The sequence below is a fragment of the Vogesella oryzagri genome, assembly GCF_040148885.1.
Lineage (GTDB): Bacteria > Pseudomonadota > Gammaproteobacteria > Burkholderiales > Chromobacteriaceae > Vogesella > Vogesella oryzagri.
Genome location: NZ_JBEFLD010000007.1, coordinates 105,420 through 127,196, shown reverse-complemented (window position 1 = coordinate 127,196; position 21,777 = coordinate 105,420). Strand labels below are relative to the sequence as shown.

At 59.4% G+C, this 21,777-nt stretch carries 22 protein-coding genes and 2 riboswitches; of the genes, 10 read left to right on the top strand and 12 right to left on the bottom strand.

The genetic code is table 11. The features are described 5' to 3' along the window. Nucleotides 1-108 precede the first annotated feature (108 nt). From gcvH to gluQRS, 3 genes are all read right to left on the bottom strand, one after another. Entirely contained in the window at nucleotides 109-495 is a 387-nt protein-coding gene (gene gcvH, locus ABNW52_RS14075; RefSeq protein ID WP_349589013.1) for a glycine cleavage system protein GcvH, read from the bottom strand. 81 nt (nucleotides 496-576) lie between these two features. Next, nucleotides 577-1,662 (bottom strand): glycine cleavage system aminomethyltransferase GcvT, encoded by a 1,086-nt coding sequence (gene gcvT / locus ABNW52_RS14070; RefSeq protein ID WP_349589010.1) that lies wholly within the window; start codon nucleotides 1,660-1,662, stop codon nucleotides 577-579. A gap of 33 nt (nucleotides 1,663-1,695) precedes the next feature. Beyond that, a riboswitch (glycine riboswitch) is annotated at nucleotides 1,696-1,790 on the bottom strand. A gap of 9 nt (nucleotides 1,791-1,799) precedes the next feature. Beyond that, nucleotides 1,800-1,901, bottom strand: a riboswitch (glycine riboswitch). 157 nt (nucleotides 1,902-2,058) lie between these two features. Beyond that, nucleotides 2,059-2,955, bottom strand: coding sequence for a tRNA glutamyl-Q(34) synthetase GluQRS (gene gluQRS, locus ABNW52_RS14065; RefSeq protein ID WP_349589007.1), 897 nt, complete (start codon nucleotides 2,953-2,955; stop codon nucleotides 2,059-2,061). 76 nt (nucleotides 2,956-3,031) lie between these two features. Here gluQRS and fdxA point away from each other — a divergent pair, with 76 nt between their 5' ends. Next, the gene (gene fdxA, locus ABNW52_RS14060; RefSeq protein ID WP_349589004.1) at nucleotides 3,032-3,355 is read left to right on the top strand and encodes a ferredoxin FdxA; all 324 of its coding nucleotides are present in this window, start codon (nucleotides 3,032-3,034) and stop codon (nucleotides 3,353-3,355) included. Between the two features lie 9 nt (nucleotides 3,356-3,364). Here the strand turns inward: fdxA and cheD are convergent, their stop codons facing one another. The 9 genes from cheD to ABNW52_RS14015 form a co-directional block, all read right to left on the bottom strand. Further along, complete coding sequence (cheD, locus tag ABNW52_RS14055; RefSeq protein WP_349589002.1) at nucleotides 3,365-3,964, bottom strand: chemoreceptor glutamine deamidase CheD; 600 nt, start codon at nucleotides 3,962-3,964, stop codon at nucleotides 3,365-3,367. Then, a complete protein-coding gene (locus tag ABNW52_RS14050; RefSeq protein ID WP_349588999.1) occupies nucleotides 3,964-5,049 on the bottom strand; it encodes a protein-glutamate methylesterase/protein-glutamine glutaminase in 1,086 nt (361 codons plus the stop codon). Before ABNW52_RS14050 ends, cheD begins: the two co-directional genes overlap by 1 nt. After that, complete coding sequence (locus tag ABNW52_RS14045) at nucleotides 5,042-5,902, bottom strand: CheR family methyltransferase (RefSeq protein WP_349588997.1); 861 nt, start codon at nucleotides 5,900-5,902, stop codon at nucleotides 5,042-5,044. Before ABNW52_RS14045 ends, ABNW52_RS14050 begins: the two co-directional genes overlap by 8 nt. Continuing rightward, entirely contained in the window at nucleotides 5,887-8,652 is a 2,766-nt protein-coding gene (locus ABNW52_RS14040; protein WP_349588995.1) for a methyl-accepting chemotaxis protein, read from the bottom strand. The genes ABNW52_RS14045 and ABNW52_RS14040 overlap by 16 nt, the downstream gene beginning before the upstream one ends. A gap of 12 nt (nucleotides 8,653-8,664) precedes the next feature. Beyond that, entirely contained in the window at nucleotides 8,665-9,144 is a 480-nt protein-coding gene (locus ABNW52_RS14035; RefSeq protein ID WP_349588993.1) for a chemotaxis protein CheW, read from the bottom strand. A gap of 47 nt (nucleotides 9,145-9,191) precedes the next feature. Continuing rightward, on the bottom strand, nucleotides 9,192-11,345 hold the full coding sequence (locus ABNW52_RS14030) for a chemotaxis protein CheW (protein ID WP_349588991.1): 2,154 nt from the start codon (nucleotides 11,343-11,345) through the stop codon (nucleotides 9,192-9,194). Nucleotides 11,346-11,378: 33 nt separating this feature from the next. After that, nucleotides 11,379-11,744, bottom strand: coding sequence for a response regulator (locus ABNW52_RS14025; protein ID WP_349588989.1), 366 nt, complete (start codon nucleotides 11,742-11,744; stop codon nucleotides 11,379-11,381). A gap of 153 nt (nucleotides 11,745-11,897) precedes the next feature. Next, nucleotides 11,898-12,203, bottom strand: a complete 306-nt coding sequence (locus ABNW52_RS14020; protein WP_349588987.1) for an STAS domain-containing protein — start codon at nucleotides 12,201-12,203, stop codon at nucleotides 11,898-11,900. Between the two features lie 8 nt (nucleotides 12,204-12,211). After that, nucleotides 12,212-13,372 carry a sensor histidine kinase gene (locus tag ABNW52_RS14015; RefSeq protein WP_349588985.1) on the bottom strand — a complete coding sequence of 387 codons (1,161 nt, stop codon included), beginning with the start codon at nucleotides 13,370-13,372 and terminating at the stop codon, nucleotides 12,212-12,214. 199 nt (nucleotides 13,373-13,571) lie between these two features. Between ABNW52_RS14015 and ABNW52_RS14010 the strand changes: the two genes are divergently transcribed. Genes ABNW52_RS14010 through ABNW52_RS13970 form a run of 9 tightly spaced genes read left to right on the top strand, consistent with a single transcriptional unit; the run spans nucleotide 13,572 to nucleotide 21,723 of the window. Continuing rightward, nucleotides 13,572-14,513 (top strand): chemotaxis protein, encoded by a 942-nt coding sequence (locus ABNW52_RS14010; protein ID WP_349588983.1) that lies wholly within the window; start codon nucleotides 13,572-13,574, stop codon nucleotides 14,511-14,513. 32 nt (nucleotides 14,514-14,545) lie between these two features. After that, a complete protein-coding gene (locus ABNW52_RS14005; protein ID WP_349588981.1) occupies nucleotides 14,546-15,481 on the top strand; it encodes a chemotaxis protein in 936 nt (311 codons plus the stop codon). Nucleotides 15,482-15,520: 39 nt separating this feature from the next. Then, entirely contained in the window at nucleotides 15,521-15,910 is a 390-nt protein-coding gene (gene cheY, locus ABNW52_RS14000) for a chemotaxis response regulator CheY (protein WP_174875268.1), read from the top strand. A gap of 46 nt (nucleotides 15,911-15,956) precedes the next feature. Further along, on the top strand, nucleotides 15,957-16,691 hold the full coding sequence (gene cheZ / locus ABNW52_RS13995; RefSeq protein ID WP_349588979.1) for a protein phosphatase CheZ: 735 nt from the start codon (nucleotides 15,957-15,959) through the stop codon (nucleotides 16,689-16,691). Between the two features lie 55 nt (nucleotides 16,692-16,746). Next, nucleotides 16,747-18,618 (top strand): chemotaxis protein CheA, encoded by a 1,872-nt coding sequence (locus ABNW52_RS13990; RefSeq protein WP_349588977.1) that lies wholly within the window; start codon nucleotides 16,747-16,749, stop codon nucleotides 18,616-18,618. A 12-nt stretch (nucleotides 18,619-18,630) separates the two neighbouring features. Then, nucleotides 18,631-19,842 carry an EAL and HDOD domain-containing protein gene (locus ABNW52_RS13985; RefSeq protein ID WP_349588975.1) on the top strand — a complete coding sequence of 404 codons (1,212 nt, stop codon included), beginning with the start codon at nucleotides 18,631-18,633 and terminating at the stop codon, nucleotides 19,840-19,842. A gap of 15 nt (nucleotides 19,843-19,857) precedes the next feature. Further along, complete coding sequence (gene tsaB, locus ABNW52_RS13980) at nucleotides 19,858-20,496, top strand: tRNA (adenosine(37)-N6)-threonylcarbamoyltransferase complex dimerization subunit type 1 TsaB (RefSeq protein WP_349588973.1); 639 nt, start codon at nucleotides 19,858-19,860, stop codon at nucleotides 20,494-20,496. Continuing rightward, nucleotides 20,489-20,938 carry a ribosomal protein S18-alanine N-acetyltransferase gene (rimI, locus tag ABNW52_RS13975; RefSeq protein WP_349588971.1) on the top strand — a complete coding sequence of 150 codons (450 nt, stop codon included), beginning with the start codon at nucleotides 20,489-20,491 and terminating at the stop codon, nucleotides 20,936-20,938. The genes tsaB and rimI overlap by 8 nt, the downstream gene beginning before the upstream one ends. Further along, nucleotides 20,935-21,723 (top strand): uracil-DNA glycosylase, encoded by a 789-nt coding sequence (locus ABNW52_RS13970; RefSeq protein ID WP_349588968.1) that lies wholly within the window; start codon nucleotides 20,935-20,937, stop codon nucleotides 21,721-21,723. The genes rimI and ABNW52_RS13970 overlap by 4 nt, the downstream gene beginning before the upstream one ends. Nucleotides 21,724-21,777: the final 54 nt, after the last annotated feature.

The following is a 21,777-nucleotide window of genomic DNA, read 5'->3' as shown; positions in this document are numbered from 1 at the left end:
ACAGGCGACAAGGTTGGCCGCAGCGGCGGTCATGGCCATGTCCTTCCGTGTGCTTTCGTGGCTAAAAGCAAAAAAGCCCCGCTGTCTTGTGACAGCAGGGCCATTCGATCAGGCGCCGATTTCGGCTGCGTAGGCAGCGGCGTCGAGCAGCTTGTCCAGATCGGCGGCGTTGGCCGGCTTGATCTTGAAGAACCAGCCTGCGCCGTACGGCTCGCTGTTGGCCAGGTCTGGAGTGGCTTCCAGTTCGCCGTTCACTTCCAGCACTTCACCGGCGATCGGGGCGTAGATGTCGGAGGCGGCTTTTACCGACTCCACCACGCCAGCCTGCTCGCCATCACCCAGTGCGCTGCCTACGGTCGGCAGTTCCACGAACACGATGTCACCCAGCAGCTCTTGTGCATGCTCGGTGATGCCCACGGTAACGGTACCGTCAGCTTCCAGACGCAGCCATTCGTGGCTGGAAACGTATTTCAGTTCGGCGGGGATGTTGCTCATGTGATTCTCCTGATGCAGATAGTTTGGATCTTGATTGGGTATTACCGGGGTGACGCTCTCGCCACGTCGTTATACACCAGCTTATTCAAAAACTTTCTTGCCGTTGCGCACGAACGGCATTTTCACCACGCGCACCTCGGTCAGGGTGCCACGCAGGTCCACCTGGGCGGTAGCGCCGGTAGTGGCCGGGACACGCGCGATGGCGATGGAGTGTTTCAGGGTCGGGGAGAAGGTGCCGCTGGTGATGATGCCTTCCTGGCCATCGACCACTACTTTCTGGCCTTCGCGCAGCACGCCGCGGCCTTCCAGCACCAGGCCGACCTGCTTCATGGCCACGCCGGCGGCTTTCTGCGCTTGCAGTGCCTGGCGGCCGATGAAGTCACGCTCTTCCGGATTCCAGGCAATGGTCCAGCCCATGCCAGCTTCCAGCGGCGACACGGTTTCGTCCATGTCGTGGCCGTACAGGTTCATGCCGGCTTCCAGACGCAGGGTGTCGCGCGCGCCCAGGCCGATCGGCGCTACGCCGGCTGCCTGCAGCTGCTGGAAGAAAGGGATGGCTTCGGCGGCCGGGATCATGATTTCCAGGCCGTCTTCACCGGTGTAACCGGTGCGGGCCACAAACCAGTCGCCGAACGGCAGACCCTGGAATACTTTCAGGCCCTGGATGGAAGCGGCCCAGTCCGGCTTCACGGCACAGACTTTGGCAATAGCCTGCGGGCCTTGCACTGCCAGCATGGCCAGATCGCGGCGTACCTGCAGCTGCACGTCGAAGCCGGCGGACTGCTTGTCCATCCACGCCAGATCCTTGTCGGTGGTGCCGGCGTTGATCACCATGCGGTAGCCGTTGGCGGCCAGGTACACGATCAGATCGTCCACCACGCCGCCTTGCTCGTTGAGCATGCCGGAGTACAGTGCCTTGCCTTCGAAGCCCAGCTTGGACACGTCGTTGGCAATCAACTTTTGCAGCCAGGCTTTGGCATCGCTGCCGCTGATGTCCACCACGGTCATGTGGGAAACATCGAACATGCCGGCGTCACTACGCACGATTTCATGTTCTTTCAGCTGCGAGCCGTAATGGATGGGCATTTCCCAGCCGGCAAAGTCGACCATCTTTGCATTGGCGGCGATGTGCGCATCAAACAGGGGGGTACGTTTCGGGGCCGTCATGGGCAAGTCCTCGGAGTGAGTTTTTCCGCTAGCTCACACCCCTCTGTCCCTGCACCTGAGATTTTCCGGCATTGCGCCGTTAGCCCCTTCGGTGGGCGCGTATTGCGCCGCTCTCCAGATTCTACGGACCTTGCGATCCGATTCTTGCAGTCCTTTTGCCTGAGCGATTGCGGGTGCACTTGCGCCTTCGGCGGCAGCCTACTGCGCTAGCAGCGGCTACACTCTCCTGCGGAATGCCCGGATTATCGTTGTCCGCCGCCAGCTTGGCAAGTCGGGTTTTGTCCATTTTTCAGGCACTTGCGGCAAGTGCACAGCTGGCAATCATGATATTTCGCTTTGCGGCCAACCCCTTAGCCCGCCTGACAGCACTGGCGCGATAACCAGCCGCGCCTTAACTCAAGCGATAGTCACCGGGCCAGCCGGCACGCGGGCCAGCGACCAGTTGGCGAGTGCCCACTGCCACAGCTCTGGCAGCGACTGCCGCTCCGCCGGTGGCAGATGCCCGAGCCGTTGCAACGCCAGCCGCAACTCCCCTGCCGCCGCCTGCGGTGAAATGGCGGGTGCCAGCGTCTGCTTGGACAACTTCTCGCCGGCGGCATTGACCATCAGCGGCAGGTGGCAGTGCGTCACCGCCGGCCCCGCCAGACACTGGCGCAACCATAGCTGGCGCGGCGTGGACACCAGCAGATCAGCGCCGCGCACGATGTCATTGATGCCCTGCGCGATGTCGTCCACCACCACCGCCAGCTGGTAGGCCCAGAAGCCGTCGGCGCGCAGCAGCACAAAGTCGCCGATGTCGCGCTGTAGCTGCTGCACGTAATGCCCCTGCAGCCGGTCGTCGAAGCTCAGCTCGGTCTCCGGCACTGCCAGCCGCCAGGCGCGCGGTGAGCGACCCGTTGCCACGCCATGGCGGCAGGTGCCGGGGTAGACCATGCCATCGACGCCGCGCCGACCGTGCTCGCTGATTTCCTTGCGCGTGCAGGCGCAACCGTAGGCATCGCCTTGGGTAATGAGCTGGTCCAGTGCCGCGCGATACAACGGGTGGCGCTGGCTCTGGTACACCACCTCGCCGTCCCATTCGAAGCCGAACGCTTCCAGCGTGCGCAGAATGTTGGCCGCAGCGCCCGGCATTTCACGCGGCGGGTCCAGATCTTCCATGCGCAGCAACCACTGGCCACCACGGCAGCGGGCTTCGAGATAGCTGCCGACCGCCGTGGTTAGCGAACCGGCATGCAGCAAGCCGGTGGGGCTGGGGGCGAAACGACCACGATAATCAGGATTCAGGGCAGACATACGAGGACGGGCAGACAATAATCACAGACAGGCCCCCGTTGGCACGGGGCGGCCGGCGACTGACGGAGGGCGGGAAATGACGCACGTTGTAACTGAAGCCTGCATCAAATGCAAATACACCGACTGCGTGGAAGTGTGTCCGGTGGACTGCTTTCATGAAGGCCCCAATTGCCTGGTGATCGACCCGGACGAATGCATCGACTGCACGCTGTGCGTGCCGGAATGCCCGATCGACGCCATCACCACCGAAGAGGAACTGCCGCCGGGCCAGTTGGTGATGCTGGCGCTGAACGCCGAGCTGTCGAAAACCTGGCCAGTGATCGTCAGCCAGAAAGAGCCGCTGTCCGACCACGAGCACTGGGCCGGCGTCAGCGACAAGCGGGATCTGCTGGAACGCTGACGCGGCGGCTCAGATAAACAGGTCGATATCGCCGCTGCCCTTGCTTTCCGTATCGCGGTCGATACGGCGGCGGTAGCTGTCCTCTTCCTGCACCAGGGTCTGCTGCGGGCGGATTTTCTTGATCAGCACCTTGCCGCTATCAGTAAAGAAATACACCTTGCGCGCAATATCCGCCCCCAAATCTTCCGCCACGATGGGGATATGTTCCTGTGCCAGGAAGGCATGCACGAAACTGGCATTGCGCTGACCGATATTCACCTTGGTCATGCCATCCAGTACGCTGCCACCGCCGAATACCTTGGCTTCCAGCGTGCGGCGGTTGGCGCCCAGCTTGAGCATGTCGTTGATCAGCAGCTCCATGGCATGGGTGCCGAAGCGGGCCGGCATCAGCCGGTCGCTGCTGCTGCTGCCCTGATCCGGCAGCATGAAGTGGTTCATGCCGGCGATACCGGTAACCCGGTCGCGCAGACAGGCCGACACGCAGGAGCCCAGTACCGTCACCAGCAGCAGACCGTCGTCGGTGGCCTGATATTCGCCCGGCAACAGCTTGGCGGCATTCTTGTTGAAATGCTTATCGAAATAACGGTGCGCGGCATGACCTTTTGGCATCAGTCCTCCCGCTTACGTTGGCCGCACAGATAGGCCAGCACCCGCTCGGCCATGCACGGCAGCGGTACGACCTCATGCACCGCGCCCAGCTCGTAGGCGGCACGCGGCATGCCATACACTACGCACGAGGACTGATCCTGGCCGAAGTTGTAGCTACCGGCTTCACGCATGCGCAGCATGCCGGCGGCGCCATCCTTGCCCATGCCGGTAAGAATCACCCCCACCGCCCGCTTGCCCAGCAGCGTGGCCGCCGAATCGAACAGCACATCCACCGCCGGGCGGTGGCGATTCACTGGCTCGCTCTGCGCCAGGTGAGTAAACAGCTGCCCGCCACGACTGACGATGCTCAAATGGGAGTGCCCGGGGGCGATATAGATATTGCCGGCAGCCAGCGGCTGGCCATCGCTTGCCTCGCACACGGTCATGGCGCAGCACTGGTCCAGTCGCTGCGCAAACGACAGGGTGAAATGCTCCGGCATATGCTGCACCACCAGCACCGGCGGGGTATTGGCCGGCAGGCTGCTGAGGAACTCGCGCAGCGCCTCGGTGCCGCCGGTGGAGGCGCCCACCACGATCACCGCCTCCTTGCGCAGGATGGTCATGCCGGGCGCGGTGGCCAGCGGCGTCGCCGTTTGCTGGATGAAGCGGCTCGGTAACTGCACGCGCGCAGCAGCGGCGGTGCGGATTTTCTCGCAGATCAGCTCGGCATACCCCTGCATGCCACGGCCGATATCCCCCTGCGGCTTGGCGATGCAGTCCACGGCGCCCAGTTCCAGCGCGCGCAGGGCGATGTCGGAGCCGGCAGCGGTCAAAGAGGAAATCATCAGCACCGGGGTTGGCCGCAGGCTCATCAGCCGGCGCAGAAACTCCAGCCCGTCCATGCGCGGCATTTCCACATCCAGCGTGATCACGTCCGGATTGGTTTCACGGATACGCTCGCGTGCCGCCACCGGGTCGGGCGCCAGCGCCACCACTTCCATATCCGGTGCAGCATTGATGATCTTGCCCAGCACTTCGCGGATCAGCGCGGAATCATCCACCACCACTACCCGGATCTTGCGCCCCTGCACCATATCGTTATCCACGCGCCAGGCGATAAGCCGTCTTGCCACAAGGCGCAAAGGTATTGCTGATGTGCTGGATATTCTCGGAATGCCCCAGCAGCAAGAGGCCATGCGGCTTCAGGTGTCGGGCAAAGTGCTCCAGAATGCCAGCTTGCGTTTGCTTATCGAAATAAATCAGTACGTTGCGGCAGAAGATCACGTCAAACAGTCCCAGCTGCGGCCAACTGTCGTCAACCAGATTGAGCTGGCGGAACTGGATCTGCTGCGCATAGGCCGCCTTGACCTTGACCTTGCCGGCATTGCTGCCCACACCGCGCACAAAAAACCGCTGTAGCAGCGCCGGCGCAAGCTTGGACACCCGGTCATAGCCGTATACCCCCGCCGCCGCCTTGGCCAGTACCTGTGTATCGATATCCGACGCCACGATATCGTAACTGCGGGCCGCCAGACTTTGCGCCAACGTAAACAAAATGGAATAAGGCTCTTCGCCGGTAGAGGCGGCCGAGCTCCACACCCGATATGCATCGGCGCCGCCAGCATACTGCCGTGCATGCTGCTGCAGCAGATCAAAATGGTGATTTTCGCGGAAGAACGACGTCAGGTTAGTGGTGAGCGCATTGATGAAATGCTCCCACTCGTTCGCTCCCTCAGGGGAGTCCAGCAACGCCAGGTAATCGGCAAACGACTTGAAGCCCTGGTGGCGCACCCGCTTGGCCAGCCGCGCATACGCCATGTGGTTCTTGGCATCGCTCAGTGCGATGCCGGTCTTGTGGTACAGCAGCGACCTTACCGCGCGAAAATCTGCCTCGGAAAAATGCAGATCGCGCGGAAAGATCGCCTCGGTATCGGCTAGCGCTCTCAGAACTCCTCCCACTCGCCTTCGTCAGTCGGTACCGGGTGCAGCGGGGAATGCACGGCGGACGCTCGGTTATTCAGTACGCTTGGCTGTGGGGCGGCGGCCACAGGCTTGGGTAGTACGATGGCGGCCTGCCTTACCGGCGCCGCTGCGGCCAACTTGGCCGGCGCACGAGCGACGCTGCCATCCAGATGGAAGATGGAGACAGCATCCAGTAGCACCGAGGCCTGCTCTTCCAGCGACTCGGCGGCGGCGGCGGCCTCTTCCACCAGCGCGGCGTTCTTCTGGGTGTTTTCATCCATCTGGCTTACCGCCAAGTTCACCTGTTCGATGCCGGAGCTCTGCTCGATGGAGGCGGCGGAGATTTCGCTCATGATGTCGGCAACGCGACGGATCGACGACACAATCTCTTCCATGGTGCGGCCCGCCTCATCCACCAGACGGGTACCGGACTCCACCTTGTCCACCGAATCGCCGATCAGTCCCTTGATCTCCTTGGCGGCGGCGGCGGAACGCTGTGCCAGGTTGCGCACTTCGCTGGCTACCACGGCAAAACCGCGGCCCTGCTCGCCGGCACGCGCGGCCTCCACCGCGGCGTTCAGCGCCAGGATGTTGGTCTGGAAAGCGATACCGTCGATCACGCTGATAATGTCCACGATCTTGGTGGCGCTCTGGTTGATCTCGTTCATGGTGGACACCACTTGCCCCACCACCACCCCGCCGCGCGAGGCGATGTCCGAAGCGCCCACCGCCAGGCTGTTGGCCTTGCGCGAGTTGTCGGCGTTCTGCTTCACGGTGCTGGTGATCTCTTCCATGCTGGACGCGGTTTCTTCCAGGCTGGCGGCCTGCTGCTCGGTACGGCTGGACAGGTTGCTGTTGCCGGCGGAAATTTCGCGCGCAGCGGTATTGATGGCCGAGGCGGCATCCTGGATATTGCCGACGATTTCCCGCAACCGCGACACAGTCATGTTGGTGTCGGTTTTCAGCTGACCAAACATGCCCTGGTAATCGGCAGCAATAGTGTGGGTCAGATCACCCTTGGCCAATGCGGCCAACACGGTCGCCACATCGGACAACCCCTGGTTGGAAACTTCCATCAGCTGGTTGATCTGCTCGGACAGGGAGGCAAAGAAGCCGCTCTTGCCGTCCATCGGAATGCGCTGCAGGAAGTCGCCACGTACCGCGGCCCCCACGATGTCGGACACTTCCTTCTCCACGCGCACCTCGTCGGTGCGGTCGGCCCATTCCACCACCGAGCCCAGGCGCTCGCCGCCATCGCTGAACACCGGGTTGGCGATCAGGCGGAAGGTACGGCCGCCCACCATGATCTGTGCGGCGTAGGTCTGCTTGAGCGAAGCCAGCAGTTCACGCTGGTGCGCCGGGTTGCGGTGGAAGCCGTCCATGCTACTGCCCAGCAGAGTGCGCGAGTCGAAGTTCGGCAGCGCCTTCTTGATGTCGGCCTCGGCATTGCGCAGCATGTCCTGCACGCTGCGGTTCATGTAGATGATGTTGCGCTCGGGATCGGCAATCATCACGTTGGACGACACATTGTCCAGCGCCTTGCGGATGCGGGTGTTCTCCGCCATCAGGCGCAGCTCTTCCTGACGCTTGTCCTGCTCCAGCGCCTGCAGCTTGAGCTGTTCGGTGATGTCCTGCCACTCCACTACCATGCCGATACCACGGTCCTTGGTATCACTGATCGGGTTCACCAGCAGCACGAAGGAGCGGCCGCCCACGGCGATCTGCGCGCGATGGGCGCTACGCAAGTTGGCCAGCAGCTTGCGCTGGTAGTCTGGGTGCTTGTGGAAGCCGTCGATATTGCTGCCCACCACGCTGCGGGCGCTGAAGTTGGGTAGTTCCTTGCGGATATCGGCTTCGGCATTGGCCAACATGTCCTGTACCGCACGGTTGGCATACACCACCACGCCGTTGGCGTCGGCGATCATGATGTTGGTGGCGGCGACATCCAGCGCGTTGCGAACCAGGATATTGTCCACCGCCTTGTCTGCGGCCAACTTCATGTAATGCGCCAGACTGCTGCTATCGCCGTCTGCCACCTGCAGATTGGTTTCCAGGCTACCAGCCGCCAGCTCTTTCATTACCTGTGCCGCCACCGCCGGTTCGCAACCCAGGGTACGGAACAGGCTGCGGCTGATCAGCCAGGCAGCCAGCACGCCTACCAGCAGCGACACCCCCAGCAGTACGATGGTCATCTGCAGCGTGCTGTCGGCAGCCTGACGCATATTGGAGGCACGCGCCTGGGCCTGACCCTCTTCATACTCAACCAGCTTTTCGATGCTGGACTGGTAGGCCAGCTGGCTGGGACGCATACGGGCGAACAGGAACGCTTTGGCCTCCTCTGTTTGCCCGGCATTGAATAGCTGGCGGAAATGCAGCAGGTCGGCACGATAGCTGAGGTCGGCCTGCTTCATCGCGGCCTCCAGCGGCTGGGCTTCGGTGGTGGCTGGGTGCTGCTTCAGTTGCTCGAGCGCTGTATCGATGGCACGCACGGCATCATCGGCCGCCTTGATCTGCTGTGCTGCCAGCGTGGCATCCGGGCTCAGCAGCGCGGTGCGCACCACGCGCGCGGTTTCGTTGACGTGGTCGGACACATGGTTGGCCGCCGCCGCACGCGGCAGGTGATCCTGCGACACCGCCACGATCTCCGACGAGATCAGGTTTAGCCGGGCAATGCCTAGCAGCGAGGTCGCCGCGATCAGCAGCAGCAAGATGCCAAAGCCCAACACCAGCAGGTTCTTTACTTTCATGTTTTCCGCCCCTTACACGTTGGCCGCCAGCGCGGTATCCATCAGCGCCATTTCCTGACTGCTCATCAACTTCTCGATATCCACCATGATGATCATGCGCTCACCGATGGCCCCCAGCCCCTGAATGTAGGCGGTGTCCATGACTGAGCCGAACTCCGGTGCAGGCTTGATATCGTCCCCGGACAGCTCGATCACGTCGGACACGCCGTCCACCACCATGCCCACGGTACGCCCCAGCACGTTGAGGATGATCACCACGGTGAAGTCGTTGTAGACGATGTTGCCGACCCCGAACTTGATGCGCATGTCGATGATCGGCACGATGTGGCCGCGCAGATTGATCACCCCCTTGATGAAGTCCGGCGACTTCGCCAGCCGGGTCACCGCATCGTAGCCGCGGATCTCCTGCACCTTCAGGATGTCGATGCCGTACTCCTCCTGCCCCAGCGTGAACACCAGGAACTCCCGGCGCTGGGCGTCGGCTTCTGCCATTGTTCTCATATCCACCATGATGTTTGCCGCATCCTGTTACGGTTGGATCAGACCGCGACCGCATCGGTCTGCGGCGCTTTCTGCATATTCATTCGGACAATCGCGCCAACATCCAGAATCAGCGCCACGCGTCCATCCCCCAGGATAGTGGCGCCGGACAGACCGGCCACCTTCCGGTAATTCGCTTCGATATTCTTCACCACGAACTGCTGCTGCCCCAGCAGCTCGTCCACCATCAGCGCAAACTTTTGCCCGCCGGCCTCCACCACGATGAGGATGGCCTGCTCTGGCTGGGGATGCTGCGGGGTGATCTCGAAGACTTCGGCGATACTGATGATCGGCAGGTATTCGCCACGAATGCTGACAATGCGCCCGCGGCCAACGATGTTCTTCACATCGCCCGGCTGCGGCTGCAACGACTCCAGAATGTAGTTCAGCGGCAGCACATAGGTTTCGTCGCCCACCATCACCGACATGCCATCCATGATGGCCAGCGTCAGCGGCAGGCGGATGGTCATGGTGGTGCCGATATCGGCCATGCTGCTGATGTCGATGCGCCCGCCCATGGCCACGATGTTCTTGCGTACCACGTCCATGCCTACGCCGCGGCCGGACACATCGGTCACTTCCGTGGCGGTGGAAAAGCCGGGCTCGAAAATCAGCGCCCACACTTCGCTATCAGTCATGCTGTCCTGCACCGGCAGGCCACGCTCACGGGCCTTGGCCAGGATCTTCTCGCGCCGCAAGCCGGCGCCATCGTCGGTAACTTCAATCACGATGCTGCCGCCTTCGTGAAAGGCACGCAGGGTCAGCAAACCACAGGCTTGCTTGCCCTTGGCCAGCCGCTCCTGCGGCGACTCAACGCCGTGGTCCAGACTGTTGCGCACCAGATGTGTCAGCGGGTCCGACAGTTTCTCGATGAAGCCCTTGTCCAGCTCGGTGCCCTCGCCGACCATTTTCAGCTCCACCTGCTTGTCGAGCTTGGCGGCCAGGTCGCGCACCACCCGTGGAAAACGCTGGAACACAAAGGAAATCGGCATCATGCGGATGGACATCACCGCTTCTTGCAGCTCGCGCGAGTTGCGCTGCAGCAGCGAGATGCTGTTGAGCAGCTTCTCGTGCGCCACGGTATCCAGCCCGCCACCGTACTGCACCAACATCGACTGGGTGATGACCAGTTCGCCCACCAGGTTCAACAGCAGATCCACTTTGTCGGTGCTGACCCGAATGGAACTCTCACCGCCCTGACTGCTAGCGCTGGGCGAACGCGTATCGGAACGAGCCGCCACCGCCGGTACCGCTGCCGCCACTTCCATCACCACGACCGGCGTCGCGGTACCAGTCGCCGCAGGCAGGGGTTGAAACAGGCCGAAGCCCGGCTCCTCGTAAGCGATATGTTCGTCGGTGGCCGCGACTACCGCAGGCAACGGGGCAAACAGGCCAAAGCCGTCCTCTTCCAGCAGTACGTCTTCCGGCAACGTAGCGCTCGGCAGCATCGACTCGTCCGGGCCGAACAGGCCGAAGCCGTCATCTTCGGTGGTGACATCCGCCAGCACGCGAAACGAGGCCGGCTCCAGCACGAAAGCCAGCATTTCGTTGACATCGTCACAACTCACGGCGCTGGTCAGCAGGGCAATCGCCGGCAGGCCTGCGCTGCCATCGGCAGGCAGGCTGCTGATGACTTCCACCTGCCCCAGTGCGGCCAACCTTTGCCATATATCCTCTTCGGACAACGCCAATGGCGGATGCAGCTCGATATGTAAACGCCCGCAAACCGGCTCAATCACCGGCGCGGGCGCCACGACGACTTTCTCGGCCAGCGACAGCTGGACAAGAACTTGTTTCAACTCCTGGACACGCTCGGCTGCGACGGCATCGCCACCACGATGATGTGCCAACATGTCTTTGAGCAAATCACCAGATTGCAAGGAGGCATCCACGATCTGCCGGCTGAGAGGCAGCTCCAGCTTGCGCACCTTGTCCAGCAGGTTTTCCAGTACATGGGTGAGATCGGCCAGATCAGAAAAACCAAAGGTTGCGGCCCCACCTTTGATAGAGTGAGCTGCCCGGAAAATGGCATTAAGATCTTCGCTGTCCGGCCGGGCAATATCGATTACCAGCAGCAAAGACTCCATGCTGGCCAGGTGTTCGGCCGTTTCATCAAAAAATACTTGATGAAACTGGGACATATCAAAAGACATCGGCAGCCCCCTTGGGACAGATCAACGCAGGTTTCAGCCCACCAAGCGACGCACGACGTCGATCAGTTTCTGTGGGTCGAACGGCTTGACCAGCCAGCCGGTGGCGCCGGCAGCGCGGCCTTGTGCCTTCATCTGGTCGCTGGACTCGGTAGTCAGCATCAGGATTGGCGTGGCAGCGTAGCTGGGCAGCTGCCGCAGCGAGCGGATCAGGGTCAGGCCATCCATGCCTGGCATGTTCTGATCGGTCAACACCAGGTCAACCTGGGAGACCTGTGCCTTGGCAAGACCGGCGTTGCCATCCGCGGCTTCCACTACTTCGTAACCGGCGCTTTTCAAAGTGAAGGTGACCATCTGTCTGATCGAGGCAGAGTCATCTACCGTGAGTATTTTTTTGGCCATAGCCAGCTATCCAATCATTCCAGGGAATGTACCGTTGCCCACCACCAGTCAGCCCCGCAAGTACAATGGGGGGGCGTTAATCGAGTTGTGGTGAGCAGGGTTACAGCAAGAAACAGTTCCTCCGCGACATCACTGCCAACAAGCGGGCAGAGGTCAGCGAATGGTGAACAGTTTGGTGAAGCAGGCGATTTCCAGTACCTGACGCACGGTGTCACGACAATTTACCAGTGCCAGTTCCTTACCAGCGGCCCCCGCGCGCTCTTTCAGCAACAGGAGCATGCCCAGCGCGGAGCTGTCGAGATACGGCACTTGCTCGAAGTCCACCTCGATATGGGATATAGCGCTGTTTTCCAGCAGCTCCTGACTTGCCGCGCGGAAGTCCTTGTGCACATTGAAGTCAAACTGACCAACCAGCACAATCGACCCTTTTTTACCTTCGATCCTGACGATAGGCTTCATACTCTCCCCTACTTGCCCTTGGTGATAGCAGTGACAGCAATTGGCAGCTTCAACTCAAAAACCGTCATCTCGCCATCGCGCGTGTATCTGATCGCTCCATTCATATCCTCGACCACTCTTTTGACAATGGCAAGTCCAAGACCAGTGCCATGTGCTCTTGTGGTAAAAAATGGATCGAATATTTGCTGTTGCAGCCCCTCGGCAATGGCTTCACCTTCATTAGCCACCCGCAGCTGCAGCTGCCCGGCCTGAACAGATGCGTCCAAGCGCACCTGCCCATGCTCAGGGCAAAACTGGCAGGCATTTTCAACCAAATTGGTCAAAGCGCCAACCAAATCGGACCGTACTGCCTGTATAAAAGCGGGCTCACTCATTCCCACATCCCAGTCGAGCTGCTTCTTTTCTAGTAGCGGCTGCACAATCAATGCCACTTCCTGCAGCAGTGCGTTCACCTCGATCTGCTCCTGCACGCCCCCCACTACGCCAGAGCGTACAAAGCTCAACATATCCTGCACCAGAGACTCCAGCGCCTGCAGCCGCTCCACAATCTTGCTCGCAAAACGGCCTCTGGCCTCTTCGGGCAAATCCGCTCTGCGCAGGTTGGCCGCATACAGCAGTGCGGTTGCCAGCGGTGTGCGTATCTGATGCGCCAGCGAAGCCGCCATCCGCCCCATTGAGGCAAGCTTGGCCTGCTGCGCCAGTTGTTCATGCAATTGCCGCAGATGGGTCACATCCACCAGCAGCATGAAACTCCCCTGCCCCTGCAGCGCCACCTCCGCCACGGAGACAAAAGCAACCGAGCCATCCGCACCGCGGCATAAATACTCACCGTCCTGGGCATCCCGCTCCAACAAGGCATCCAACTGCCAGGACTGCTGCTCAGCCAAGTCAGGTAACAACATGGTGGCAGCGTCATTGACTCCCGTGACAGTACCCGCCTCATCCAGCTCCACAACCCCCACCGGCATGGCCGCCAACAGCGCGGTCAGCTTGGCAGCGAGCCGCTCGTTGGCTGCAGACTTCTGCACCAGCTCATCATTCGCGCGCTGCAGTTTGCTGTTCAGTTCGGCAACCTGCCCTTCCAGTAGCTTATAGGCACTGATCAGCTCATCGGTAACGCTATTGAAGTGCTCGAACACCTCGCGCAACTGCTCACTATTGCCCTGCATTGTTAAAATCCTTACATACTAGTAGCGCATGATTTGTAAAACTTGCTTGAACAGTATGATAATGCCCGCTGACCTGCCAGATGCCCAAATAAGGCTTGCAAAACCGCCAGGTGGTTACTCTGGCCTTTTTGCGCGAAACTTGTATTAATAGTATTGTCAGCGAACCCGTTGCACGACGGCCAACCCTCCGGAGGTTTCCGTGTCAGAACTGCTTAAAAAAATTGATGCCCGTACCAAACTGGCAGGCACCAACAAACTGGAGATCCTGCTCTTCTCGCTCGGTGTAGACCAGCGTACGGGAAGAAAAGAAACCTTTGGCATCAATGTGTTCAAAGTCCGGGAAGTGATGCGTACTCCGGAGATCACATCGGCACCGGAAATGCCTTCATCGGTGGAGGGTATGGTCAGCCTGCGCGGCAGCTTGGTCCCTGTCATCGACTTGGCCAAGTATGCCGGCGTAATCAGCGACAAGAAGCCCGAAATCATGATCGTGACCGAATACAACGGTCATACCCAGGGCTTTCTGGTTGAGGCAGTGGACACCATCCTACGCCTCGATTGGGCGGCTATGCGCGTCCCGCCGGAAATGATCACCAACCGGATGGGGGGTCTGGTAACTGCCGTCACCGAGTTGGAAAACGGTACGCTGGTCATGATGATGGATGTGGAAAAAGTACTGGCCGAAACTGCCATGTACAGCGACGAACACCAGTTCATCAACATCGAGCCGCTGCGCGAAGAACGCATGGTCTACTTTGCAGACGACTCGGCAGTTGCCCGCAAGCAGATCGAACGCACCTTCCAGGCCATGCAGGTGAAATATGCCTACGCCATTAACGGTATGCGTGCCTGGGATGACCTGCAGCGGATGGCCGGTCAGGCGGACCTGGCCGGGCGCAAACTCAATGAAGTTGTGCATCTGATTCTGACTGACGTGGAAATGCCGGAGATGGACGGCTACATGCTCACCAAGATGGTCAAGTCCGATCCTCGCTTTGCTGGCATCCCGGTACTGATGCATTCCTCTTTGTCCGGCCAGTCGAACCAAAAACTGGGCGAGTCCGTGGGCGTAGATGCCTATGTCTCCAAGTTCGAGCCACAAAAGCTGTCGATGAAGATCCGCGAAATGCTGAAGATCTGATCCAGAGACACCAGAATAAATAAGGAATCGCTATGGCGGCATCTGAAGCTTCTTTGTTGGCCAGCATTGACGCAAGAACCAAGCTGGCAGGCTCCAATAAAATGGAAATCCTCCTGTTCTCCCTAGGCACACGGGAAACATTTGGCATCAATGTTTTCAAGGTCCGCGAAGTGTCGCAGACCCCGTTCATTACCAAGACACCGAACATGCCGTTTGGGGTCGAGGGGGTACTGTCGTTGCGTGGCAACATTATTCCGGTTATCTCGCTGGCCAAGTTCATTGGGTGTGAAACCGTGGATGTCAGCTACAGCACCATGATCGTGACCGAGTTCAACAAGAGCACGCAGGCCTTCCTGGTAGATTCTGTTGATCGCATCATCCGTGTGGACTGGGACAAAGTGCGAGCCCCGGAAAACGTGATGAGCACCTCCCAACAGACACTGATTACCGCCGTTACCGAGCTGGACGACGGCAAACTGGTCTCCATTCTGGATGTTGAACAAATCCTAGCCAGTGTCGTAGGTGAGTCCCACGTCCCGGATCTGCCACAAGCGCCGCTGGAACTTGACCAATACGTGTTTTTTGCTGATGACTCCGTCGTTGCACGCAAGGAAATCTGCGGCGTGCTCGACAAAATGGCGATCAAGTATCACCAGGCCAATAACGGCAAGGAAGCCTGGGACAAACTGCAGGTACTGGCCAATCGTAACTGGTCAGAGGAGGAGTCCCTACACGACACCCTGAAGTTGATTCTGGTCGATGCGGAAATGCCGGAAATGGACGGCTACGTGCTGACCAAACTGATCAAGTCTGATCATCGCTTCAGCGGCATCCCTGTCGTCATGCACTCTTCTCTGTCCTCCAATGCCAATCGTGCGATGGGTGCCAGTGTCGGTGTCGATGCCTACGTTGCAAAATTCGACCCAGCAGTTCTTGCAGACACTTTAATTCCGTTCCTGCAACGTTAAAATAACGGGTTAACCACCACCCAGGTCAGGACAACGCTAATGACAGACAAGAATCTTCGTTTCCTCGTGGTAGATGACTTTTCCACAATGAGACGTATCGTGCGCAACCTGCTCAAGGAACTGGGCTTTACCAACGTTGATGAAGCAGAAGATGGTCAGGTTGCCCTGCACAAACTGAAAACACAGCATTTCGACTTTATCGTGTCGGACTGGAACATGCCGAACATGACCGGCATCGAGTTGCTGCGTGCCGTACGCGCAGACGCACAGCTGAAGCCCATCCCCTTTCTGATGATTACCGCGGAAGCCAAACGCGAAAACATCATCGAAGCAGCTACGGCGGGAGCCAGCGGCTATATCGTGAAACCGTTTACTGCCGCCACGCTGGAAGAAAAGATGAACAAGATCTTCCAGAACCTGAGCAAATAACATTAATTAAGCCAGCACCAAAGTGCTACGCGCAGGAGGAGTTAACGTGCCTGACCACACTCTTGAAAGTGGTGACTCTCCAGATCTGGAAGCCCTGTTCGACAGTATCGCCCTGCAACACAGTGCCACCGGTGGCGACGTCCAGGTTTCGATGCCCGCCGACATGTCCCCGGAAGCAGTGATGGGCATGTACGCCCAGATTGGCCAGATGACTCGCAAGTTGCACGATACTCTGCGCGAATTAGGTTATGACAAGTCGCTTGAAAAAGTGGCCGACGCCATCCCCGATGCCAAGGATCGCCTGGGTTATATCGCCACCCTGACAGCCAATGCGGCAGAGCGGGTTCTCAACGCCACCGACATTGCCAAACCAATTCAGGATGAACTGCAGAATCAGGCCGAATCCCTGAACCAGCGTTGGGAAAAACTGTTCGCCAACCAGCTAAGTACCGCCGAGTTCAAGCAACTGGCACAAGAAACTCGCTCCTATCTGGCCCTGGTCCCCAAGCAGACCGAAGCAACCAGCAACCAGCTGCTGGAAATTGTAATGGCGCAAGACTTTCAGGACCTTACCGGCCAGGTAATCAAGAAGGTCATGGAGATGGTCAAAACACTGGAAAACGAGTTGCTCAGTGTCTTGATCGAATATCTGCCTGCTGACCGCAAGATGGAGCTTGGCTCTGACCTGCTGCAAGGCCCGGTGGTTAACCCGGATGGCCGTACCGACGTAGTCACCAGCCAGCAGCAGGTAGACGACCTGCTCGAAAGCCTGGGTTTCTGAGCGCATACTTGCCGCCTGACACAGGTCGGGCCGACATTCAATTAAGGAAGTAAAAATGAGCGACTTCGCTGGCATGGAAGAACTGTTGCAAGACTTCTTGCTCGAATCGACCGAGTTGCTGTCCGATGTCGACAACAAGCTTGTCGAACTGGAAAAGCGTCCGAATGACCGGGCTCTGCTCAACGACATCTTTCGCGGCTTTCATACCATCAAAGGTGGTGCCGGCTTCCTGAATGTTGCCCCAATGGTGACCGTCTGCCATCGCACCGAGAATCTGTTCGACAAGCTGCGTAACTCCGAGCTGCAGCTGTCCACCAAGCTGATGGATGTAATTCTGGATGCTACCGGTGCCGTGCGCGACATGTTCACAACCCTGTCACAAGGCCTTCCGCCAGCAACCCCGGATCCAGCCTTGCTCGCCGCACTGGATGCCGCACTTGCGGGCAACCTCGAGGCGGCGGTCGCGGCACCAGCGGCAGTAGTTGCCGCAGCCAGCGGTGAGCCCGACTGGAACGCCCTGCACGCAGCCGTCACTACCAGCAGCGCAAGTCCCGCAGCCGCACTGGCGGCTCCTGCTCCTGCCGCAGTTGAAGTCATTCCTGCTGCAGCCCCGGTAAGTGCACCGGCTACCGCCATTGCTCCTGTTGCCGCACCCAAGCCACCAGCCAAAACATCCTCCTCTGCTGGCTCCGGCTCGATTTCCGGCCAGGAAAACACCATTCGGATCGATACCGTACGCCTTGACCAGGTACTAAACCTGTCGGGCGAAATCGGGCTGACCAAGAACCGCTTGACCACCCTGCGTACCGAGATTTTGCAGGGCAATATGGAAACCAACACTCTGCGTTCGCTGGATGAGGCCATCAGCCAGCTGGACCTGTTGGTTAGCGATCTGCAGAACGCGGTAATGAAAACCCGGATGCAGCCGATTGGCCGCCTGTTCCAGAAATATCCGCGTCTTGCTCGCGATCTGGCACGCCAGTTGGGCAAGGAAGTCGAGCTGATCATTACCGGTGAGGAAACCGAACTCGACAAGACCATGATCGAGGATCTGAATGACCCGCTGGTGCACTTGGTGCGTAACGCGGTGGATCATGGCGTGGAATCTGCCGAAGAGCGCATTGCCAGCGGCAAGAAGCCGCAATCGCTGGTGGAGTTGACTGCCGAGCAGGTTGGCGACCACATCGTTATCGAGATTACCGATGACGGCAAGGGCATGAATCCCGAAGTACTACGCCGCAAGGCTATTGCCAAGGGCCTGATTGATGCCGAAACCGCCAACTCGCTGGATGAAAAGCAGTGCCTACAACTGATTTTCCTGCCGGGCTTTTCTACCAAAGATCAGATTTCCAACGTTTCCGGCCGCGGTGTCGGCATGGATGTGGTGCGCACCAATATTCAAAAGCTGAATGGCCGCATCGACATCAACTCCATCCAGGGTGAAGGCACTCGGATCAGCATTTCCCTGCCTCTGACGCTGGCCATTCTGCCGGTACTGGTGGTACGTGCCTGCAACCAGCCGTTTGCCGTACCGCTGGCTATGGTGCGCGAGATCATTCCGATCGACACCACCGCGATCCAGGAAGTCTCGGGTCGTCCGACCATCGTGGTGCGCGATGAGATCCTGCCACTGAAGACTCTGTCCGGCTTGCTCAACTGGGAAGCAACACAAAAGCCGAACTTTGGCGTGCTGATGCAATCTGCCGAGAAGTCCTTCATCCTTGCCGTGGATTCTTTTGTTGGCCGCGACGACGTGGTCATCAAGCCGCTGCAGAATATCCGCCCGAAAGGCGTAGCAGGTGCCACGCTCTCCGGCGATGGCTCGGTGGTACTGGTGCTGGATATGGAAGACCTGCTGGCCGGCCAGCTGGATAATGCGGCAGCCGGCGGCATCATGGCCAGAAACGCTGACAATTTCGCTTACTAAAGACTGTTTACGATGTCGAACTCCGCCTTTCTTGGGCGTCAACCTGTCTTGAACAGGAACCAGCAGCTCATCGGGTATGAGCTGCTTTTTCGTAGTTCTGGCGATGCGGCATCCGCGGCGCCGCATGCGCCGCTGGAAGCTGATACCCAGGTACTGGTGAATGCCCTCAATAATATGGGCACCAACTGGCTGATCGGCAGCAAACTGGCCTTCATTAATGTGGGTGAGGCCATGCTGGGTAGCGACTTCCTCGAACTGCTCCCACCACGGCGGGTAGTGCTGGATATTGCGGCCAACATCCAACCAGGCAATGAACTGGTTTCCCGTGTACGCTACCTGCGCTCACTAGGCTTTGGCATTTCGCTGGATGACTTCAACTTCGAGCAGCCTGCTGCCGCCTTGCTGGAGCTGGCCAATTACGTGAAGCTGGATGTGCAGGCGATGGACAAGCTGCAGTTCCAGGCCTTGGCCGCACGCCTGCGTAGCTACCCGGTGATTCGCATTGGCGAGCGCATTGAGTCTTATGAGCACTACAATCTGTGCCGCGACCTCGGGCTGGACGGCTATCAGGGCTACTACTTCGCCCGCCCGGAGACACTGTCCGCCAAAATCATTCACGCCTCGTTCAGCAATACACTGAAACTGCTCAACCTGCTGCGTGCCGATGCGCCACTGCGCGACATTGAACAGGTACTGAAGGGCGATGTTGCGCTGTCGTTCAAACTGCTGCGCTACGTCAACTCTGCGGCCGCAGGGTTGAACACCACCATCAGTTCCTTTGGCCATGCAGTAACCGTGCTGGGTTACCAGAAGCTGTACCGCTGGCTGACCCTGCTGCTGGTAACCAGCAACGAAAACGGCAACCTGGCACCAGCCCTGCAAAAGACGGCCATTACCCGCGCACGAGTCATGGAACTGCTGGCGGTTGAAACCAGCCATGGCAGCGAATTCTGCGACAATGCCTTCATTGTCGGCATGTTCTCGTTGCTGGATGTCATTTTCGACATGCCAATGCCGCAGATTCTGGAGCACATCAACCTGCCGCACGAAGTGCAGCAGGTGCTACTGCACCAGCAAGGCAGCTTTGCCAATATTTTCAAACTGGCACTGGCGCTGGAACAGGGGCTGGAGACATTGCCACAACAGGCAGAGAGCCTCGGACTGGACCCGGATCAGCTCAATCTGCTGCACACCTCTGCCCTCGCCTGGGTGGAAGAACTCTGATCGAAATTATTGTTGATGACCCACCTGCTTGCCTTTGACTGCTCCAACTACAATCTGTCGGTTGCGCTGCTGAGCAATCAGCAACTGTATCGCTATCACCAGACCGTCAAACAGGGCCACTCCGACCTGGCCCTGATCGTAATTGCCGACCTGCTACAGCAAGCCGGCATTTCACTGCAGCAACTGGATGCCATTCTGTTTGGCAAAGGCCCTGGCGCCTTTACCGGCCTGCGCATTGCCGCCGGCATCGCCGCAGGACTCGGCACCGCAGCCAATATCCCGGTGCATGGCATTACCACACTGGATGCCATCGCCCTGCAGCTGCCACAGGATACCGGCATTGCGGTGCTGGATGCCCGCATGCAAGAGGTGTATGCCTGTCGTTATCAGGCCGGACAAGCAGCCAGCATTACGGTGGGCAAGCCGGCTGAGCTGCAGCTACAAGCCGAAGATGTACTGGCCGGCGACGCAGGCAGTTATTTTACAGGTTGGCCGCAGCGGTTTATCACCTGTGAGCCACTGGCCGAGCATTATATCCAGCTGTTTCAACGCCAGCCGGAGCGCTACCAGGGCAGCGACAGTGCCAACCTACTCTATGTACGCGACAAGGTTGCCCTGACCACGGCAGAACAACGGGAACAACAGCGTGGCTGAACTGTGCCGCATAGTTGATGTGCTTGCCGCGGCAGATATCGCCAACGCAGAAGCCGCCAGTACCACCCACCCGTGGTCCTCCACCATGTATGCGGAATCGATCGAAGGGCAGGATCAAGTCTTTGCCTATCATGCCGAGCAGCAACAGGCCATCGGCTTTGCCGTGCTGCTACAAGTACTGGACGAAGCTCACCTGCAAAATGTTTTCATCTGTCAGCCTTGGCAGCGCTTGGGCCATGGCCGCCAACTTTTGCAGCAGCTGATGCAGCATGCGGCCAAGCAAGGGGCCAGCCGTATGCTACTGGAAGTAAGGGAAAGCAATCTCGCCGCCAGGCAGCTATATCTGAGCTGTGGCTTCCGCGAAACCGGCCAGCGCAAGCATTACTATCGTACCGATAGCGGCCCGCGCGAACACGCCATCCTGATGGAGGCCCAGCTATGAGCAGACGTGACCTGATACTGGCCGAAATTGGACACCGTACACTGTGGCAGCCACGCCATCCGCCAGTGGGTGCTCAGCCGGCACTATCGGCTGCGACCATACCGGAAAGCACCAGCCATATTACGATGGCGGTGGCAGCGCCCCCATCACCAGCCGCCGAAAACACCAGTGTGGCCGAGCCACCGTCCCCGGCTGCACCCACCGCCATAGTAGCAGCGGCGCCCATACCGATTGCCGACTGGGATGACCTGCAAGGGCAGGTCAGCGCGTGCCAGCAATGCCAGCTCGCCAAGACCCGCAACAATACTGTCGTCGGCCGCGGCAACAACAAAGCACGCGTGCTGCTGATTGGTGAAGCGCCGGGTGAACAGGAAGATCGGCAGGGGCTGCCATTTGTCGGCAAGGCGGGACAACTGCTGGAAAACATGTTGGCCGCAGCCGGTATCGATAGCGCCCGCGACGTTTACATCTGCAATCTGCTCAAGTGCCGCCCGCCGGGCAACCGCAATCCTGCGCAAGACGAAATCACTAAGTGCAACCGCTTCCTGCAGTGGCAGATTGATGCGGTACAACCCGAGTTGATCGTGGCCGTTGGCCGCTTTGCCGCCCAGAGCCTGCTACAGAATCAGGCGTCGCTCAGTAGCTTGCGCGGCAAGCTGCACCAGCATGGGCGCTACCCGGTACTCGTCAGCTTCCACCCTGCCTACCTGCTGCGCAGCCCGACCGAAAAAGCCAAGGCTTGGCAGGACTGGTGCCGCGTACGCCAATTACTCAAGCAGCAATGACAATGCCCCGCTGGTGCGGGGCATCAAAACAAAAGCCCTCAATAACGAGGGCTT

Bases quoted from the DNA above. Each gene is read 5' to 3' on its own strand.
- ABNW52_RS14005 (WP_349588981.1), top strand. From the start codon at position 14,546: ATGGCGGCATCTGAAGCTTCTTTGTTGGCCAGCATTGACGCAAGAACC.
- ABNW52_RS14025 (WP_349588989.1), bottom strand. From the start codon at position 11,744: ATGGCCAAAAAAATACTCACGGTAGATGACTCTGCCTCGATCAGACAG.
- ABNW52_RS14035 (WP_349588993.1), bottom strand. From the start codon at position 9,144: ATGGCAGAAGCCGACGCCCAGCGCCGGGAGTTCCTGGTGTTCACGCTG.
- gcvH (WP_349589013.1), bottom strand. From the start codon at position 495: ATGAGCAACATCCCCGCCGAACTGAAATACGTTTCCAGCCACGAATGG.
- ABNW52_RS13985 (WP_349588975.1), top strand. From the start codon at position 18,631: ATGTCGAACTCCGCCTTTCTTGGGCGTCAACCTGTCTTGAACAGGAAC.
- fdxA (WP_349589004.1), top strand. From the start codon at position 3,032: ATGACGCACGTTGTAACTGAAGCCTGCATCAAATGCAAATACACCGAC.
- ABNW52_RS13970 (WP_349588968.1), top strand. From the start codon at position 20,935: ATGAGCAGACGTGACCTGATACTGGCCGAAATTGGACACCGTACACTG.
- ABNW52_RS14030 (WP_349588991.1), bottom strand. From the start codon at position 11,345: ATGTCTTTTGATATGTCCCAGTTTCATCAAGTATTTTTTGATGAAACG.
- ABNW52_RS13990 (WP_349588977.1), top strand. From the start codon at position 16,747: ATGAGCGACTTCGCTGGCATGGAAGAACTGTTGCAAGACTTCTTGCTC.
- gcvT (WP_349589010.1), bottom strand. From the start codon at position 1,662: ATGACGGCCCCGAAACGTACCCCCCTGTTTGATGCGCACATCGCCGCC.
- tsaB (WP_349588973.1), top strand. From the start codon at position 19,858: ATGACCCACCTGCTTGCCTTTGACTGCTCCAACTACAATCTGTCGGTT.
- ABNW52_RS14040 (WP_349588995.1), bottom strand. From the start codon at position 8,652: ATGAAAGTAAAGAACCTGCTGGTGTTGGGCTTTGGCATCTTGCTGCTG.
- cheY (WP_174875268.1), top strand. From the start codon at position 15,521: ATGACAGACAAGAATCTTCGTTTCCTCGTGGTAGATGACTTTTCCACA.
- gluQRS (WP_349589007.1), bottom strand. From the start codon at position 2,955: ATGTCTGCCCTGAATCCTGATTATCGTGGTCGTTTCGCCCCCAGCCCC.
- cheD (WP_349589002.1), bottom strand. From the start codon at position 3,964: ATGCCAAAAGGTCATGCCGCGCACCGTTATTTCGATAAGCATTTCAAC.
- ABNW52_RS14015 (WP_349588985.1), bottom strand. From the start codon at position 13,372: ATGCAGGGCAATAGTGAGCAGTTGCGCGAGGTGTTCGAGCACTTCAAT.
- ABNW52_RS14020 (WP_349588987.1), bottom strand. From the start codon at position 12,203: ATGAAGCCTATCGTCAGGATCGAAGGTAAAAAAGGGTCGATTGTGCTG.